At 66.2% G+C, this 15,592-nt stretch carries 19 protein-coding genes; 8 read left to right on the forward strand and 11 right to left on the reverse strand.

The annotated features are described in order from the left end of the window. Positions 1–91 precede the first annotated feature (91 nt). Complete coding sequence (gene ampC / locus AC1RL5_RS28715) at positions 92–1,264, reverse strand: class C beta-lactamase (protein WP_492589979.1); 1,173 nt, start codon at positions 1,262–1,264, stop codon at positions 92–94. A 227-nt stretch (positions 1,265–1,491) separates the two neighbouring features. Between ampC and AC1RL5_RS28720 the strand changes: the two genes are divergently transcribed. Continuing rightward, a complete protein-coding gene (locus tag AC1RL5_RS28720; protein ID WP_011062336.1) occupies positions 1,492–2,367 on the forward strand; it encodes a LysR family transcriptional regulator in 876 nt (291 codons plus the stop codon). A 3-nt stretch (positions 2,368–2,370) separates the two neighbouring features. Here the strand turns inward: AC1RL5_RS28720 and AC1RL5_RS28725 are convergent, their stop codons facing one another. The 5 genes from AC1RL5_RS28725 to AC1RL5_RS28745 all read right to left on the reverse strand — a co-directional run bounded on the left by AC1RL5_RS28725 (position 2,371) and on the right by AC1RL5_RS28745 (position 4,531). Next, the gene (locus tag AC1RL5_RS28725) at positions 2,371–2,589 is read right to left on the reverse strand and encodes a YXWGXW repeat-containing protein (protein ID WP_492589981.1); all 219 of its coding nucleotides are present in this window, start codon (positions 2,587–2,589) and stop codon (positions 2,371–2,373) included. A 90-nt stretch (positions 2,590–2,679) separates the two neighbouring features. After that, a complete protein-coding gene (locus AC1RL5_RS28730) occupies positions 2,680–3,159 on the reverse strand; it encodes a periplasmic heavy metal sensor (protein WP_093409490.1) in 480 nt (159 codons plus the stop codon). After that, on the reverse strand, positions 3,156–3,587 hold the full coding sequence (locus AC1RL5_RS28735; RefSeq protein ID WP_123577730.1) for a hypothetical protein: 432 nt from the start codon (positions 3,585–3,587) through the stop codon (positions 3,156–3,158). The genes AC1RL5_RS28730 and AC1RL5_RS28735 overlap by 4 nt, the downstream gene beginning before the upstream one ends. Next, entirely contained in the window at positions 3,584–4,165 is a 582-nt protein-coding gene (locus AC1RL5_RS28740) for an RNA polymerase sigma factor (protein ID WP_015636390.1), read from the reverse strand. The genes AC1RL5_RS28735 and AC1RL5_RS28740 overlap by 4 nt, the downstream gene beginning before the upstream one ends. Before the next feature lie 48 nt (positions 4,166–4,213). Then, positions 4,214–4,531, reverse strand: coding sequence for a YXWGXW repeat-containing protein (locus AC1RL5_RS28745; RefSeq protein ID WP_041119210.1), 318 nt, complete (start codon positions 4,529–4,531; stop codon positions 4,214–4,216). 540 nt (positions 4,532–5,071) lie between these two features. Between AC1RL5_RS28745 and AC1RL5_RS28750 the strand changes: the two genes are divergently transcribed. Both AC1RL5_RS28750 and AC1RL5_RS28755 read left to right on the forward strand, forming a co-directional pair. Beyond that, positions 5,072–5,887 carry an AraC family transcriptional regulator gene (locus tag AC1RL5_RS28750; RefSeq protein ID WP_011062330.1) on the forward strand — a complete coding sequence of 272 codons (816 nt, stop codon included), beginning with the start codon at positions 5,072–5,074 and terminating at the stop codon, positions 5,885–5,887. Between the two features lie 202 nt (positions 5,888–6,089). Then, a complete protein-coding gene (locus AC1RL5_RS28755; RefSeq protein WP_072452617.1) occupies positions 6,090–6,506 on the forward strand; it encodes a hypothetical protein in 417 nt (138 codons plus the stop codon). A 17-nt stretch (positions 6,507–6,523) separates the two neighbouring features. Here AC1RL5_RS28755 and AC1RL5_RS28760 read toward each other — a convergent pair whose 3' ends face one another. The 3 genes from AC1RL5_RS28760 to AC1RL5_RS28770 form a co-directional block, all read right to left on the reverse strand. Beyond that, the gene (locus AC1RL5_RS28760) at positions 6,524–6,970 is read right to left on the reverse strand and encodes a GNAT family acetyltransferase (RefSeq protein ID WP_011062328.1); all 447 of its coding nucleotides are present in this window, start codon (positions 6,968–6,970) and stop codon (positions 6,524–6,526) included. A gap of 41 nt (positions 6,971–7,011) precedes the next feature. Beyond that, positions 7,012–7,458 carry a hypothetical protein gene (locus tag AC1RL5_RS28765; RefSeq protein ID WP_015636386.1) on the reverse strand — a complete coding sequence of 149 codons (447 nt, stop codon included), beginning with the start codon at positions 7,456–7,458 and terminating at the stop codon, positions 7,012–7,014. A gap of 69 nt (positions 7,459–7,527) precedes the next feature. Then, positions 7,528–8,103: a helix-turn-helix domain-containing protein gene (locus AC1RL5_RS28770; RefSeq protein ID WP_368995538.1), complete on the reverse strand. Its 576-nt coding sequence runs from the start codon at positions 8,101–8,103 to the stop codon at positions 7,528–7,530. Between the two features lie 124 nt (positions 8,104–8,227). Here AC1RL5_RS28770 and AC1RL5_RS28775 point away from each other — a divergent pair, with 124 nt between their 5' ends. The 4 genes from AC1RL5_RS28775 to AC1RL5_RS28790 all read left to right on the forward strand — a co-directional run bounded on the left by AC1RL5_RS28775 (position 8,228) and on the right by AC1RL5_RS28790 (position 12,540). Then, positions 8,228–8,380, forward strand: coding sequence for a hypothetical protein (locus AC1RL5_RS28775; RefSeq protein ID WP_011062326.1), 153 nt, complete (start codon positions 8,228–8,230; stop codon positions 8,378–8,380). A 93-nt stretch (positions 8,381–8,473) separates the two neighbouring features. Beyond that, on the forward strand, positions 8,474–8,974 hold the full coding sequence (locus tag AC1RL5_RS28780; RefSeq protein WP_011062325.1) for a sigma-70 family RNA polymerase sigma factor: 501 nt from the start codon (positions 8,474–8,476) through the stop codon (positions 8,972–8,974). Positions 8,975–9,017: 43 nt separating this feature from the next. Then, positions 9,018–10,001, forward strand: coding sequence for a FecR family protein (locus AC1RL5_RS28785; protein ID WP_123577729.1), 984 nt, complete (start codon positions 9,018–9,020; stop codon positions 9,999–10,001). 97 nt (positions 10,002–10,098) lie between these two features. Continuing rightward, a complete protein-coding gene (locus tag AC1RL5_RS28790) occupies positions 10,099–12,540 on the forward strand; it encodes a TonB-dependent siderophore receptor (RefSeq protein WP_072452621.1) in 2,442 nt (813 codons plus the stop codon). A 220-nt stretch (positions 12,541–12,760) separates the two neighbouring features. On the opposite strand, the gene AC1RL5_RS28795 is transcribed toward AC1RL5_RS28790, so the two are convergent. Then, positions 12,761–13,912, reverse strand: coding sequence for an MFS transporter (locus AC1RL5_RS28795; RefSeq protein WP_011062322.1), 1,152 nt, complete (start codon positions 13,910–13,912; stop codon positions 12,761–12,763). A gap of 241 nt (positions 13,913–14,153) precedes the next feature. Between AC1RL5_RS28795 and AC1RL5_RS28800 the strand changes: the two genes are divergently transcribed. Beyond that, on the forward strand, positions 14,154–14,624 hold the full coding sequence (locus AC1RL5_RS28800) for an Lrp/AsnC family transcriptional regulator (RefSeq protein WP_011062321.1): 471 nt from the start codon (positions 14,154–14,156) through the stop codon (positions 14,622–14,624). Positions 14,625–14,627: 3 nt separating this feature from the next. Here AC1RL5_RS28800 and AC1RL5_RS28805 read toward each other — a convergent pair whose 3' ends face one another. Continuing rightward, positions 14,628–15,518: a LysR family transcriptional regulator gene (locus tag AC1RL5_RS28805; protein ID WP_019092925.1), complete on the reverse strand. Its 891-nt coding sequence runs from the start codon at positions 15,516–15,518 to the stop codon at positions 14,628–14,630. Positions 15,519–15,592 lie beyond the last annotated feature (74 nt).

The raw sequence follows: 15,592 nt of genomic DNA on the forward strand, positions 1-15,592 counted from the left end.
CTCTGGACGAGGCAACAGGAAAAACGCCACGTGACCGAAGGTCAGGTGGCGTTGCGGGCAGGCGCAGGCGCCGGAGGGGCTGCCGGGTTGATTACTTCCCGGTCTCCAGGGCCGTGAGGATGGCGTGGGCGGCCTTGATCCGTTCCTCGTTGGGGTAGTTCTTGTTGGCCAGCAGGACAATGCCGATCTGCTGGCTCGGCACGAACACTACATAGGCGCCGAAACCGCTGGTGGAACCGGTCTTGTTGTACAGCGCGTCGGCCTTGGGGGCTGCGGCCGGGATCAGCCATTGCACCGGGTGCGGCTCAAGGGCCATGGCCGATGAGTTGCCCGCCAGCAGGCGCGCCAGGGGCACCGGGTAGGCGTAGCGCTCCCAGCCCAGGCCCTGGGTCATGTCGCCGACCTGGTAGTAGCCGCTCTGGGTCGCCACCATGGCTTGTTGCAGGGGGCGGTCGAACTGGCCCGGTTGCAGGTTGCCGGCAATGAATTGCAGCAGGTCCGGGGCGCTGGTCTTGACCCCGTAGGCTTCGGCGTCCAGCGGCCCGGGGCTGAGGCGGATCGGCCGGTTCTGCTTGTCGTAGCCCTGGGCGTAGTGCCCCAGCTGGTCCTTGGGCAGATGGATGTAGCTGTGCTTGAGGCCGAATTTGGGAAACAGCGTCTGCTCCATCAGCCGGTCGAAGGGCTGGCCCAGGCTGCGGGCGGCCAGGTAGCCGAGCAGGCCGATGCTGGGGTTGGAATACTGGCGCTGGGTGCCGGGGCTGAAGGTGGGTTTCCAGGTGTTGTAGTAGTCCAGGGTCTTGTCTTCACCCTGCACCTCGTCGGGGAACTGCAAGGGCAGGCCGCCAGCGGTGTAGGTGCCCAGCTGCAGCAGGCTGATGCCGTCGAAGGCACTGCCGCGCAGGGCCGGCAGGTACTGGCTGGCGTGGTCCTCAAGGGCCAGCTTGCCGCTGGCCTGGGCGTAGCCGGCGAGGGTGGCGGTGTAGGTCTTGCTCACCGAACCCACCTCGAACAGGGTGTCGTTGTCCACCGGCTGTTGATTGTCCTTGGAGGCAACCCCGTAGTTAAAGTAATGTCGCTTGCCGTTGGCGATGATCGCCACCGCCATGCCGGGAATGCCCTGCTGGTGCATCAGCGGGCGGATGGTGGCGTCCACGGTGGTTTTCAGCGCGCTGTCCGCGGTGGTCTCGGCGAAGGCGCTGGAGGCGCCCAGTAGCAGTGCGCAGGCGCTGATGACGCTTAGTCCGGTCAAGGTTGTGTGCCGCATGATTGGTTGGTTTCCCTGGGTTCTGGTTATGTACGCCGCGTTTGTCCCAGCGGCTTTGCGGCCCCGGCGTTCTTCGTGGGAGCGCCTCAGGCGGCCTGCCCGCGAAGCCTTCCTGGCACAGGAGGGCGTGGCCGGTGCTGCGCGAGCGAGGCCAATGTAGGCAGTTTACGGCGCATCGACAAACGACCATATTTCGCACGAGCCATTAGAAAAACTAGGGAATGCCCATGCTCCGTCCCCATCTGCCCCTGAATGCGCTGCGGGCTTTCGAAGCCTCGGCGCGGCACTTGAGTTTCACCCGTGCGGCCATCGAGCTGTGCGTGACCCAGGCGGCGGTCAGCCACCAGGTCAAGAGCCTGGAGGCCCAGCTCAACGTCACCCTGTTCAAGCGCCTGCCCAGGGGCCTGATGCTCACCAGCGAAGGCGAGACCCTGCTGCCGGTGCTGCGCGAATGCTTCGACCGCATCGCCCAGACCCTGGGACGATTCGAGGGTGGGCACTATCGTGAAGTGCTGACGGTGGGCGCGGTGGGCACCTTCGCCGTGGGCTGGCTGCTGCCGCGGCTGGAGGACTTCCAGGCACGCCATCCCTATGTCGACCTGCGCCTGAGCACCAATAACAACCGGGTGGACGTGGCGGCGGAAGGCCTGGACTATGCCATCCGCTTTGGCACCGGGGCCTGGCACGGCATCGAGGCGCTGGCGTTGTTGCAGGCGCCACTGTCGGTCTTGTGCGTGCCGGAACTTGCCCGCCAGTTGCACAGCCCGGCGGACCTGCTGGGGCAGACCTTGCTGCGCTCCTACCGCACCGACGAATGGCCGCAGTGGTTCCAGGCGGCGGGGCTGGGGGCCAACAGCCTGTTGCCCCAGAGCGTGGTCTTCGACTCGTCCCTGGGCATGCTCGAAGCGGCGCTGCAAGGCCTGGGCGTGGCCCTGGCGCCGCCCTTGATGTTCCAGCGCCAGTTGGCCAGTGGCGCGGTGGTGCAGCCCTTCGACATCGGCATTGTCACCGGCAGCTACTGGCTGACCCGCCTGCAATCCCGGGCCGAAACCCCGGCCATGGGCGCGTTCAAGGCCTGGCTGCTGGAAGCGGTGGCCGGCTAGCCATCAATAGCGCCAATGCCCCGGTGTCCAGACCCACTGGTCGGCGTGCCAGCGGTAATGCCCGGCAACCCAGTGATAGCTCGGCGCCGGCGCCATCGGAATCACCTCGACAATGGGCGGCGGCGGTGGCGGCCGGCGAGGATGGGCCGGGGCCACCACGCAGCCTGCCAGGGTGGTGCCAAGCAAGGTGGCGATGAGAATGCTTTGGATCGTACGAAGCATGGGCGGTTTCCTGAGGGGGCAGTGGGCCCGCGGCCATCGCGGGCGGTTGAGGGTTGAACGTGGCCCGGGGCGAAATCCGTCGCCGGGCCTTCAATCTCTATTGGCTGCGCGGTTTTTCACCGGGCCCCGCAGGTACATGGCGTCCACCAGTTGCTGGCGCTCCTTGAGCGACAGGCTGCCGGCAAAGTCGGCCAGGACCTCGTCGACCCGGGCCCGCAGGGCGATGTCGGCATCCCGGGACTTGCCCAGTTGGGCATCCAGGGCATTGCGGTCCAGTGGTTCGGCCCCCAGTTCACGCACCACTGCCTGGCGCGCCTCGCGCCCGGCGATGATCAGCGGCTGGCTATCGATGCGAGTCTGGCGCAGCAACTGGCGCAACTGGCGCCGGCGCTCTTCCGGCATCTGCGCCATGGCCTGGCGCAGGCCGTGCTGGGGTACCGCCAGGGCCTGGGCCGGCTTGGGGTGGCCAAGCCACTGATAGAGGCCGCCGGCCACGCCGCCGATCAGGAACACGTTGATCAGCAGCGACAGCACCAGGCAGGTTTTCAGCGCACGCATGGACAGGCTCACTGTTCGGCCTCCTCGGCATTGATGCTCAGGACGAATTCCGCATCGCTCTGGTCGAACACGCTGGGCAGGGCCTCGGCGGAGGTCGACAGCGGCAGGCTCAGGGCCACCGCAAGCATGCCGGCGGCGACTCCGGTAAGGCCGACCCCGACCCAGCCCAGGGAGGCCAGCCAGCCGGCGTAGCGGCTCCAGAACGGCGCGCCGGGCTGCTGCGCGGCGGCGATGATGCGCCGGGCCAGGGCCGGGCTCGGTGCGGGCACCTGGTAGCGGTCCAGCTGGCTGTCGAGCCAGTGCGCCTGGCGCAGGGCTGCCACGGCCTGGGCATCACCGCAGTCGAGCAGGGCCTGGGCGGCGGCGCGTTCAGCGCTGGGCCAGCGTTGCAGATCGGCGCCATAGGCGTCGGCCAGGTGCACGAAGCGTTCGGGGGTCATGGTTTTCTCCTTCCTGAGAGGTCCGCGCCGGGGGCCTCGGCGAGGTGGCTGCGCAGGTTGCGCCGGGCCCGCGACAGCAGGCTTTCCAGGGCTTCGACGCTGATCTGCATCAGCGCCGCGGCCTCGGTGTTGGACAGTTCCTGGTAGTACTGCAGGACGATCGCCTCGCGCTGGCGATCCGGCAGCTGGTCCAGGGCCTGGGCCATGCGCCGGCTCTGCGCGCTGGCCTCCAGTTGTTCATCGGGCGCCGGGCGGGTGTCCAGGGCCTCGCAGGCGTGCTCGCTATCGACCGGCACATGTTCCTTGCGCCGGCGCAGGCGGTCGTAGCACAGGTTCAGCGCCACCCGGTGCAACCAGGTGTCGAACCGTGCCTGTTCGCTGCGCCAACTGGCGGCCTGTTTCCAGATCCGCAGGAAGCTCTCCTGGGCGATGTCCCGGGCTTCGTCGGCATCCCCCAGCAGCCGGCTGGCCAGGGCCAGCAGGCGCGGCAGCTTGCGCGTGACCATTTCCTTCACGGCCTGCGCGTCGTTGTTGCCGATGCGTTTGAGCAACTCCAGATCCGGGTCGGTTTCGTTCAAGTGGGCAAGTCTCGGTGCGCTAACGGGGTAGTCCAGGGCATCACGGCATCAGCGCACCCAGCGGCCTTCGACCCAGTACCAGCGCGGCCCATGGGCCTGCCAATGCCCGGGCATCCAGCGCCCGCGCTGCATCACCGGTTGCCAGTGGCCGGGCACCCAGACGTAGCCGTGCCCGCGCCAGCGCCAGTTGCCGCGGTCCCAGGCGTAGCCGGGGCGGGCCACCGGCATCGGCTCATAGCGCATGGGCGGTGGTGCCTGCTGGATGATGATGGTTTCGGCATAGGAGGGCGTGCTTGCCAGCGCACCAAGTGCCAGGGGGATCAGCAGCAACGTGCGCAGACGCAGCAGGGAACGGACAAGCTTCATGATGACTCCTTCAGGCCTGCGTTCGCTGATGAACGCAGCTGATGGGTTCAACGATAGATGGGCTGGGAATCCGTCGCGGGCAAATGAAATTTTTATCCGCGCCCGGTTCAACCCGGGTTCAGCTGGCGGGGGCAGGGCGCGGGCAGCGGCGGCTGGAAATATTTGTGCAGGGGCGGCGACGGATCTCTGCGCGCTGCGCCGTTGAATCAGTAACCGTGCAGCCACGGCTGGCGATGGTCGCCAGCGGCGCTTGCCGGTCGTATCACTGAACCCATGAGGAATTCACCATGTCCCGTCGCATTGCACTGCTGATTGTCATGGCCACCATGCTCTCCCTGGGCGGTTGCGTGGTTTACCCCGGGCACTACCACGGCTGCTGCTATCGCTATGGCTATTACCGCTAGGGCACTGGGATGAATAGCGGTGTGCCCCGCGGTTCTTGGCTAACCCCCAGGGGCCCGGCACAATCCTCGACCTTGCAGGGCTTGCCTGGCCGTCAGACGGATGGCGGGCATGGCCCGATGCCGTGGAGGAAGATGGATGCCCGTCTTGAACGAACAGGATCAGCCCCAGGATCCGGATGCGATTGCGCGTCCGGTGTGCGCCTTGCGCATCTCGACTCAGGAACAGCGCTGGGAGCGGCCGTGGCACAGCCATCGCAAGGCCCAGCTGCTGTTCCCATTGTCCGGCGTGCTCAGTTGCGAGAGCGCCGAGGGCCTGTGGCTGGCCCCGCCGCAATGCGCGGTATGGATCCCCAGCGCCACCGACCATCGGGTCCAGGGGTTGGAGAACGCCCTGGGCTATTGCCTGTTCGTCGAACCCGAGCATGCCCGCTCACTGCCGCAGGCCTGCTGCACCCTGGCAGTGTCGCCCCTATTGCAGGAGCTGCTGCAACGCTGCGCGCAATTGCCCTATCTCTATGACCAGCAGGGTGCCGAGGGGCGGTTGATGGCCGTGGCCCTGGACGAGCTGGCGGCGGCGCCCCGGGAGCAGATCCACCTGCCCATGCCCCGGCATGAACAGCTGCGGCGCCTGGCCGGGCAGATCCTTGAACAGCCGGAACGCCGCCTGAGCCTTGGGCAATGGGCCGAGCAGATCGGCCTCAGCGAACGCAGCCTGAGCCGTCTGATTGTGGCCGAGACCGGCCTGAGCTTCGGCCGCTGGCAGCGCCAGTTGCACATTCTTCTGGGGCTCAAGCAATTGGGCCGGGGCGACTCGGTGGAACGGGTCGCGCTGACCCTGGGCTATGACAGCGCCAGCGCCTTTATCCGCATGTTCAAGAAAGCCGTCGGCCAGCCGCCGGGGCGCTTCTTTGCCGAACGCCGCCAGGCCCTGGAACACGACCTACCCCTGTAGCCGCCGAGCCCGCGAGGCTGCGCAAAGGCTCGCAGGGCCTTGCTTGACGCACACCAGCGCCTGCGAAACCGCCACGGCTACCTCCATCACTGCGGTCGTTTGGCCGGATTGATCAATAATTTGTCAATCTCGACTGATGCGGACAGGTTTATACGGGAAGATGATAACCATTCTTGTTTATCAGCTTTCTTGAGGTGTTCCCATGTACTTCGATCATCAGCATTTTCCCCTGGTCTGGATGCGCCCCGCCAAAGGCGCCGGGCAGCCGGGAGTCGAGCCGTTCCAGCAGTTGGAATCGTTGATGCAGCGCGGTCAGGCCTTTGTCCTGATGAGCGATGCCATGCCCGATCCTGCGCAGCGCAACACCGAGCAGAGCAAGGCATTGCTCAAGCAGGGGGCGTTATGGATGAAACGCAACAAGGCGGCGATCCGTCGCTGGATCAAAGCCATGATCGTCATCGCCCCGGAGCCCGAGGCCCAGGCCGGGGTCGAGGCCTTTGCCGATACCTATGAAAAGTTCTGGGGTTATCCGCTGTTGCACAGTGCCTCGCCGCTGGCGGCCGCCAGCCTGGCCCAGCAACTGCTGGCGCCACCGCGCAGCAACCGGCACAACTGGTGAGGGTGGGGCGGCGGCCCCTAGCCACGCAGGTGTTCGGGGAGGTTGGCGCTGATTACCTTGCCCATGCTGATCCGTGGTTCGACCTGATAGCCCAGGGCCTGGTAGAAGCTTTGCACGGCGGCGTTGCTGCTGAGGATCTGCAGGTTGATCTTCAGGCAGCCGCGGCCCTGCAGGGCTTGTTCGCCATGGCGCACCAGGGCCCGGCCAGTGCCGAGCCGGCGCTGTTGCGGGTCCACCGCCAGGGCGTAGAGCCAGCCGCGGTGGCCGTCATAGCCGGCCATCAGGGTGCCTATGACCTGTCCTTGGTCCAGGGCGACGAAGAACAGAGCGTCATCCACCGCGAGCTTGCGGTCGATGGCCAGGCTCGGGGTGTTGTGGGCCGTGTCGTAGCCGAAGCTGCGGTTCCACAGGTCGATCACGGGCTGGCGATGGTGGGGGTTGCTGTATTCGACGATCTGGATCATGGCGTGGCTCGCTAAAGTGGGGGAGCACAGAAGGGCGGGTTTCAGTCCTGATGGCCGGGCCAGGTTTCGGTGGGGAAATAGGCCTCCAGCCCCGGCTCCTTGTGGTCCACCCCGTCCCGGGTCCAGTAGCAGCTCAAGCGTGAGTAGTTGTCCAGGTCGCCGCGCACCAGGCAGGTGGCGTTGTGCCCCGGCCAGCTGAAACGCAGCACATCGGCCTCGGCCATGGTGGCCCGTTCCACTTTGCCGGTGGCGGTGGTGGTCTTGCCGTCGATGGTCTTGACCAGGGTCAGGGCCTGGTTCTCGTAGCGGATCACCGCGGTGCCCGAATAGGTCGGCCCGCCATCGGGCTCCTTGCCGATCAGCATGAACTGGCCGGGGACCATGCTGTAGTAGATGTGAAGGTCCTGGTCCTGCTTGGGGGCGGCCTGGGCAGCAAGGCTGGCCAGCAGCAGGCCGAGGAGGGGCGCGCGGCGGGAGAAATACGGCATTGATGCTCACTCCTGTTGAGGCGGGGGGCCATGATTCCAGACTTGGCCCTGCAGATAAATGCCCGGGCTCTAGCGATGTTCGATGACCAGGATCGCCGTGGTGTCGGCCTCCAGGGCTTGGAACACGTGGGGCAGGTCGGCGCTGTAGCGGATGTAGTCGCCGGCCTCCAGGCTCACCGGGCTGTCCGCAGGCCCGGCCAGGGCCCGCCCGCTGCAGATCACCAGGTGTTCCACGGTGCCCGGCAGGTGGGCCTTGGACTGGCGCGCCTGGCCGGGTTGCGCCTTCAGGCGATACAGGTCGCGCTGCGCCCCCGGCGGGCAGTCATCGAGCAGGGTCGCCGTGTAGTGGGCATCCTCGGCATGGGCGGTGGTGCCTTCGTGGGCACGGATGACTTTCAGCTGATGCGCCGGTTGCTGGAAAAACCGCGTCACCTGCAAGCCCATGGCCTGGGCCAGGGCCCACAGGGTCTCGATGCTCGGGTTGCCCAGCCCGGCTTCCAGCTGGGACAGGGTGGACTTGGCCACCGCAGCCCGCTTGGCCAGTTCCGAAACGGAGAAACCAGCGTTCAGGCGCTCGCGCTTGATGGCCATGGCCAGCAGGCCGATGGGCGACAGGGAGGTTGGGTCGTTCGTTTTATCGTTCATATCTCTATTAAATCATCCTTGATTCTCTTGACGCAGATAAATTTAGCCGTTCATTATATCGGTTAATTGTTCGGTATAAATAAAACAAGGGCGCCGAGATGAACCGATTGTACAAGGCGGGCCCATGGGCCTGAGCCTGCGCCTGATGGTCATTCCGTACCACGAGATCTACCTGGCCGTGCATTGCCTGGCCCACCTGCAACAGTGCCTGGGGGACTGGCTGGTGGCGGGGCAGACTCACCTGTTTGTCGAGTCGCCGCGCTGGTACAGCCGCTAGGGCCGACCGCCGGGCGCGAGGTGGGCGGTGAATCCATTGCCTGCATTAATGCGAAGCATTACTATTCACGCCCCACTTCCCCAGCGCCCCGCGATGACAGCCAAGCCGCCCCGCAGACCAGGCTTTTTCGAGCACTACGAAGAGTTGATCGGCACCTGGACCCGGCGCTTGCGCAATCGCCAGCAGGCCGAGGACCTGGCCCACGACACCTTTGTCCGGGTGCTGGAATCCGATGCCGCCACGGTGCAGCAGCCGCGCGCCTACCTGCATCAGACCGCGCGCAATATCGCCGTGGATGCCTTTCGCCGAGAAGACCGGCGCGGTGCCCTGGAAGAACAGGGGGTCCACCTCAGCGTGTCGCCCAGCGGCGACCCGGAGCATTTCATGCACGCGATCCAGTTGGCCGATTCCATCGAACGGGCGCTTGGCGAGTTACCGGTGAACTGTCGCAAGGTGTTTGTCTGGCAGAAGATCGAAGGCCTGACCCAGGCCGAGATCGCCGAGCGCCTGGGGCTGTCAAAGAACATGGTGGAAAAGTATATGATCCGCACCCTGCGGCATCTGCGCGACCGTCTGGACGGGTCGGCCCCATGATCAGTCGTGGCGATTTCTCACCCTCTGCCAAACAGGAATTTGCATGATGGACAGCCGCGATTGCGCCAGCGCGCAGGCCAGGATTCGTGACGAGGCGGCGGCCTGGTTCACGCGGCTGCAGGAGCCCGAGGTGAGCCCGGAGCAGCAACTGCGGTTCCAGCAGTGGCTGGCCGAGGATCCGCAGCACCGGCACGAGTTCCAGTTGCTCGAAGCCCTGTGGGCGGCCACCGACCTGGTGCCCAGGGCGCGCCTGCAAGCGCTGTGCGCCACCCCGCCGGCCAAGGCCCGGCGGCGCCCGCTGCTGCGCTTTGCCCTGGCTGCCGGGGTGGCGGCGCTGGCCGTGGGCCTGGGGCTGTTCAGTGGCCTCAACCAGCCGGTTTCCTACAGCGCGCAATTCATGACCGCCCTGGGCGAGCGCCGCCATGTGGCCTTGCCCGATGGCTCGCAGATCGACCTGAACAGCCGCAGCCACCTGCAGGTGCGTTATGCCAGGAACCAGCGGCTGATCGAGCTGGTGGAAGGCGAAGCCCTGTTCAACGTCGAGCACGACACGGATCGGCCCTTCGTGGTGGCGGCGGGAGCGGGCAAGGTCACGGTCACCGGCACCCGCTTCGATGTGCGCCGCGATGAGCGCCAGACCCGGGTGGCGGTGGAGCAGGGCCGGGTCAAGGTGCAGGGGCGCGACGCCGCGGCGGATGATTTCATTACCCTGACCCCGGGCCAGGGCACCCATGTCGATGAGCACGGCAAGGTGGCTCAGGCCTACGCGGTGAACCCCGAGGCGCTCACGGCCTGGCGCAGCGGCAAGCTGGTATTCAACAACGCCCCACTGGCCGAGGTGGTGGCCGAAGTCTCGCGTTATCGCGAACAGCCCCTGCGGGTGGCCAGCGCAGCAGTGGGTGAGCTGCGCCTGACCAGCGTGTTCAAGTCCGACGACACCCAGGCCCTGCTCAAGGCCCTGCCGAGCATCCTGCCGGTGGAGGTGCGGACCCTTGCCGACGGTAGCCAGGAAATTTTTTCACGTTAGATTCAGGTTTTTTTTCAGTTCATCGTCTTCTTGTCCAACTGCAACTGGTTTGCATTAACAGACGCACCTTTGTGTGATCGACAGGACTGCCGCCGACGTGAAAAAAATAGCCGTTTCTCCCGCCGTATCCCCGTTGCCCGCGCGCCGCTGGCTGCCCCTGGCCCTGGCCCTGGCGGTCAGTGCGGCCTTGCCCCAGGCCCAGGCCGGGCAAGCCGCTGCCATTCACATCCAGGCCCAGCCGCTGGGCCAGGCCCTGAGCCAGTTGGGCCTGCAGACCTCGTTGCAGGTGTTCTTCAGCCCCGAGCTGGTGGCCGGCAAGCAGGCCCCGGCGGTGGACGGCAACCTGTCCCCGGAACAGGCCCTGGGCCAGTTGCTCCAGGGCAGTGGCCTGCAATACCGGATCGACGGCGGTTCGGTGACCCTGAGCCCGGCTCCGGCAGCCACGGGCGGTGCCCTGGAACTGGGCACCAGCAGCATCAGCGTGGTGGGCGACTGGCTGGGCGATGCCGATGTGCAAAAGGTCCAGAACCACCCCGGTGCACGCACAGTGATCCGCCGTGAGGCCATGGTGGAGCAGGGCGCGATGAACGTCGGCGACGTGCTGCGCCGGGTGCCCGGGGTGCAGGTCCAGGATGCCAACGGCACCGGTGGCAGCGATATTTCCCTGAACGTCGGCGTGCGCGGCCTGACCTCGCGCCTTTCGCCGCGCTCCACGGTGCTGATCGACGGCGTGCCGGCGGCCTTTGCACCCTATGGCCAGCCGCAGTTGTCCATGGCGCCGATTTCCTCCGGCAACCTGGACAGCATCGATGTGGTGCGCGGCGCCGGTTCCGTACGCTACGGGCCGCAGAACGTCGGCGGGGTGATCAACTTCGTGACCCGGGCGATTCCGGAAAAGGCCACCGGGGAAATCGGCACCACCCTGGAAACCTCCCGGCAGGGCGGCTGGAAGCACATCGACACGGCTTTCCTCGGCGGCACTGCGGACAACGGCCTGGGGGTGGCGCTGCTGTATTCCGGGGTCAACGGCAATGGCTACCGCGAGGGCAATAACGGCAACGACATCGACGACGTGATCCTCAAGACCCACTGGGCACCCACCGAGCAGGACGAGTTCTGGTTCAACCTGCATTACTACGACGCCACCGCCGACATGCCCGGCGGCTTGACCCAGAAGCAGTACGACGCCAAGCCCTACGACTCCGATCGCGACTGGGACAACTTCAGCGGCCGGCGCAAGGATGTGTCCTTCAAGTACCAGCGCCAGGTCGACGACCGCACCCAGTTCGAAGTGCTGACCTACTACTCCGACAGCTTCCGCGGCAGCAACATTGCCGCCAGCGACCAGAAGACCCTGGTCTCCTACCCGCGCACCTACTACACCTTCGGCATCGAGCCGCGGGTGTCCCATGTGTTCGACCTGGGGCCCACCACCCAGGAAGTCAGCGTGGGTTATCGCTACCTCAAGGAAGGCATGCATGAACAGGCCAGCCGCGTGGCCCTGGTGAACAACCAGCCGGTGCTCACCGCGGATTCCGACGGCCATGTCTACCAGGACCGTACCGGCGGCACCGAGGCCAATGCCTACTACATCGACGACAAGATCGACGTCGGCAACTGGACCATCACCCCGGGCATCCGCTTCGAGGACATCAGCACCAACTGGCACGACCGGCCGGTCCCGGGCACCAACGGCGTGCGAGTGCAGGAGAAGCGCCGCAGCATCGACAGCAACGAACCGTTGCCGGCCCTGAGCGTGATGTATCACCTGTCCGATGCCTGGAAGCTGTTCGCCAACTACGAGACTTCCTTTGGCAGCCTGCAGTACTTCCAGTTGGGCCAGGGCGGCAAGGGCGACCAGACGGCCAACGGCCTGAGCCCGGAGAAGGCCAAGACCTACGAGATCGGCACCCGCTACAACGACGATATATGGGGCGGTGAAGTGACGCTGTTCTACATCGACTTCGACGACGAGCTGCAATACATCAGCAACGACGTGGGCTGGACCAACCTGGGGGCCACCAAGCACCAGGGCCTGGAAGCCTCGATGCATTACGACCTGGCCGCCCTGGACCCACGCCTTGACGGCCTGACCGCCAACGCCGGCTTCACCTACACCCGCGCCAGCTATGAAGGCGAGATCCCCGGCTTCAAGGGCCGCGACCTGCCGTTCTACTCGCGCCAGGTGGCCACTGTCGGCCTGCGCTACGACATTGACCGCTGGACCTACAACATCGACGCCTTCGCCCAGTCCAAGCAGCACTCGCCGGGCACCGGGGTGAACGCCAACGGCAGCTTCAACGGCAACTACATCACCGATGGCAGCGCCGATGGCCGGTACGGCGACATGCCGGGTTATGTGCTGTGGAACATCCGTGGTGGCTATGACTTCGGGCCGCAGTTGTCGAACCTGAAGCTGGGGGCCGGCGTGAAGAACGTCTTCGACCGCCAGTACTTCACCCGTTCCAGCGACAACAACTCGGGGATCTACGTGGGCGCGCCCCGGACCTTCTTTGTCCAGGCCAGCGTCGGCTTCTGACCCCCGCAACAGGCGCCGGCTTGCCGGCGAATCCCCAGAGCGGCGCAGGTTCTGGGAGATGGGCCATGGCTGGCGGCCCCTGTAGGAGCCGGCTTGCCGGCGAATCCCCCGAGCGGCACAGGTTCTGGAGGATGGGCCCTGATTGGCGGCCCCTTCGCTGGCAAGCCAGCTCCTACAGGGAGGGCGGCGAATCCCTGGTGCAATGCTGTGCTTAAGTGGCTCAGACCTTGAGTACCTTGCCGCTGGCGGCCACCGCCAGCAGCAGGACGGCGATCAGGCCGAAGGCCGCGCTCAGGCTGCTGCCATGGGCAATGAAGCCGATCACCGCCGGCCCGGCCAGGATGCCGGCGTAACCCAGGGTGGTGATGGCCGGCACGGCGATGCTTTCGGGCATGACGTTCTGCTTGCCCACGGCGGTGTAGAGCACCGGCACTATGTTCGAGCAACCCGCGCCCACCAGGGCATAACCCACCAGCGCCGCCTCCCAGGCCGGGGCCAGGGTCGCCAGCAACAGGCCAGCGGCGGCCGTGGTGCCGCCGATGATGATCACCCGGCGCGCGCCCAGGCGATGGACGATGGCATCGCCCGTCAGGCGGCCCAGGGTCATGGTCAGGGCGAAGGCGGCGTAGCCCAGGCCGGCGTAGGCGGCATCCAGGTCACGCTCGGCGGTGAGGAAGACCGCGCTCCAGTCCAGCACCGCGCCTTCGGCGAGGAACACCACGAAGCACAGGCAGCCGATGAACAGCACCACACCATGGGGCACGGCAAAGGCCGGGCCCGAGCTCTGGCTGCCATAGGGCAGCATGTGCGGCGCGGCCTTGAGCAGCGCCAGCAGCATCAGGGCGATCACCACCAGGGTCGCGCCCAGTGGCGACAGGCCCAGGCCGAGCAGGGCGCTGACCCCCGCGGCGCCGACGATCCCGCCCAGGCTGAACAGCCCGTGAAAGCCCGACATCATGGTCTTGCCGCTGGCCCGCTCGACAATCACCGCTTGCAGGTTGACCGTGGAATCCACGCCGCCCAGCCCGGCGCCGAACATGAACAGCGCGGCCATCAGCAGCGGAATCGAGGTCAGGGTGGCCAGCAAGGGCAGGGCCAGGCAGATCAGCAGGGTGCCGCCGGCCATCACTTTGCGGCAGCCGAAGCGCCCGGCCAGGGCGCCGGCAATCGGCATCGCGAGGATCGAACCCACCCCCAGGCACAGCAGCAACAGGCCCAGGGTGCCTTCGTCGAGCCCGGCCCGGGCCTTGGCGTAGGGCACCAGCGGGGCCCAGGCGGCAATGCCGAAGCCGGCGATGAAAAAGGCGATGCGCGTGGACATCTGTTCGAGGCGGCCGGGGGTGGCCTGGAAGTGGGTGTTGCTGGCAGTCATAAAAATCCTTGGCGATCGAACTCGCTGCCGGCCGCCTGATGCCCCCATGGCGTGATGGCGGCCGGGTGGGGATTGTGACAAATCTGGCCCTCGAAGGTTGCAGAAATCCGCAGCGCAGTGCTTCTGCACAGGGTTGCGGGTGAAATAAATTTGCGCAGGCCGGCGGTTTGTTTCGCATAATCGGCGGCTGTGCACAAAAACGTTGCAGTGCGTGCCGTTCCTTCCCGGAGTTTTCCTGCCCATGAATGCCAGCCTCGACGCCTACGACCTGAAGCTGCTCGCCGAGCTGCAACGTGACGCCAGCACCGCGCAAAGCGAGCTGGGGCTGCGGGTCAACCTGTCCACCGCGGCGGTCAACCGGCGGCTCAAGCGCCTCTGCGACGAGGGGGTGATCGAGCGCTACAGCGCCATCGTCGCGCCGGATGCCCTGGGGCACGAACTGAGCATCATCGTCGAGGTGCAAGTGGAGAGTGAGCGCATCGACCAGATCGACGCCCTCAAGCGCAACTTCCAGGCCTGCCCCCAGGTCCAGCAGTGCTACTACGTGGCCGGCGAGTGCGATTTCGTGCTGATTTTCTGCGTGCGCAACATGGCCCAGTACACCCAGCTGACCCGCGAACTGTTCTTCGACAACCCCAACGTCAAGCGCTTCAAGACCCTGGTGGCGATGAACCGGGTCAAGGTCGGCCTGGAAGTGCCCACGGCCGGCTGAGGTTCAGGGGGCCTGCAGCGCTTCCACCAGGAAATCCACGAACACCCGGACCTTCTGCGACAGGTGCCGCTGGCTGGGGTACAGCGCATAGATATGCCGCCCGGGCAGGTGCTGGTCCGGCAGCACCCGCAGCAGTTGGCCGCTGTCCAGCAATGGCTGGGCGACAAAGCCCGGCAGGGCGCCGATGCCCAGGCCGGCCACCAGCATGTCGGCCAGCAGCAGGCTGTTGTCCGCGGAAAAATGCACCGGCAGCTCCAGCCGCGTCTGGCCTTCCGGGCCTTGCAGGTGCCAGCGCCCCGGGTGTTCCGCCAGGCGGTAGGCCAGGCAGCGGTGCTGATGCAGGTCGGCGATGCTTGCCGGCGTGCCCGCGGCCTGCAGGTAGGCCGGCGCGGCGCAGATGATCTGCTCCACCTGCCCCAGCTGGCGGGCGATCAGCGAGGAGTCCTCCAGTTGCCGGCGAATCCGCAGCGACACGTCGAAGCCTTCGCCCACCACGTCCAGCACCTGGTCGTTGAGGGTCAGGTCCACCTGTAATTGCGGGTAGCGCTGCATGAAGGCCACCAGGATCGGCGACAGCACCTTGAGCCCGAAGGACAGTGGCGCATTCACTCGCAGGCGCCCGCCGGGTTCGTGCAGGCCGGCCTGGGTGGCCCGCTCCAGGGCGTCCAGTTCGTCCAGCAGGTGGCAGCACTCGCTGAAGTAGCGCTGCCCGGCCTCCGACAGGCTCATGCGTCGGGTGGTGCGCAGGATCAACAGGCTGCCCAGGCGCTCTTCCAACTGGCGCACCTGCTTGCTCACCGCCGCCGTGGACTGCCCGAGGTCGGTGGCGGCCTGGCTGAAACTGGAGCGTTCCGCCACCCGGCGAAAGGTGCGCATGGCCAACAACACATCCATATTGTTTCTCCCGGGTTGAATATGTATCCACGAAATGGCTGATTATCTCTGATCTGCCACTCAATACCATGGGC

The organism is Pseudomonas sp. GW822-FHT06D10, from assembly GCF_058799535.1.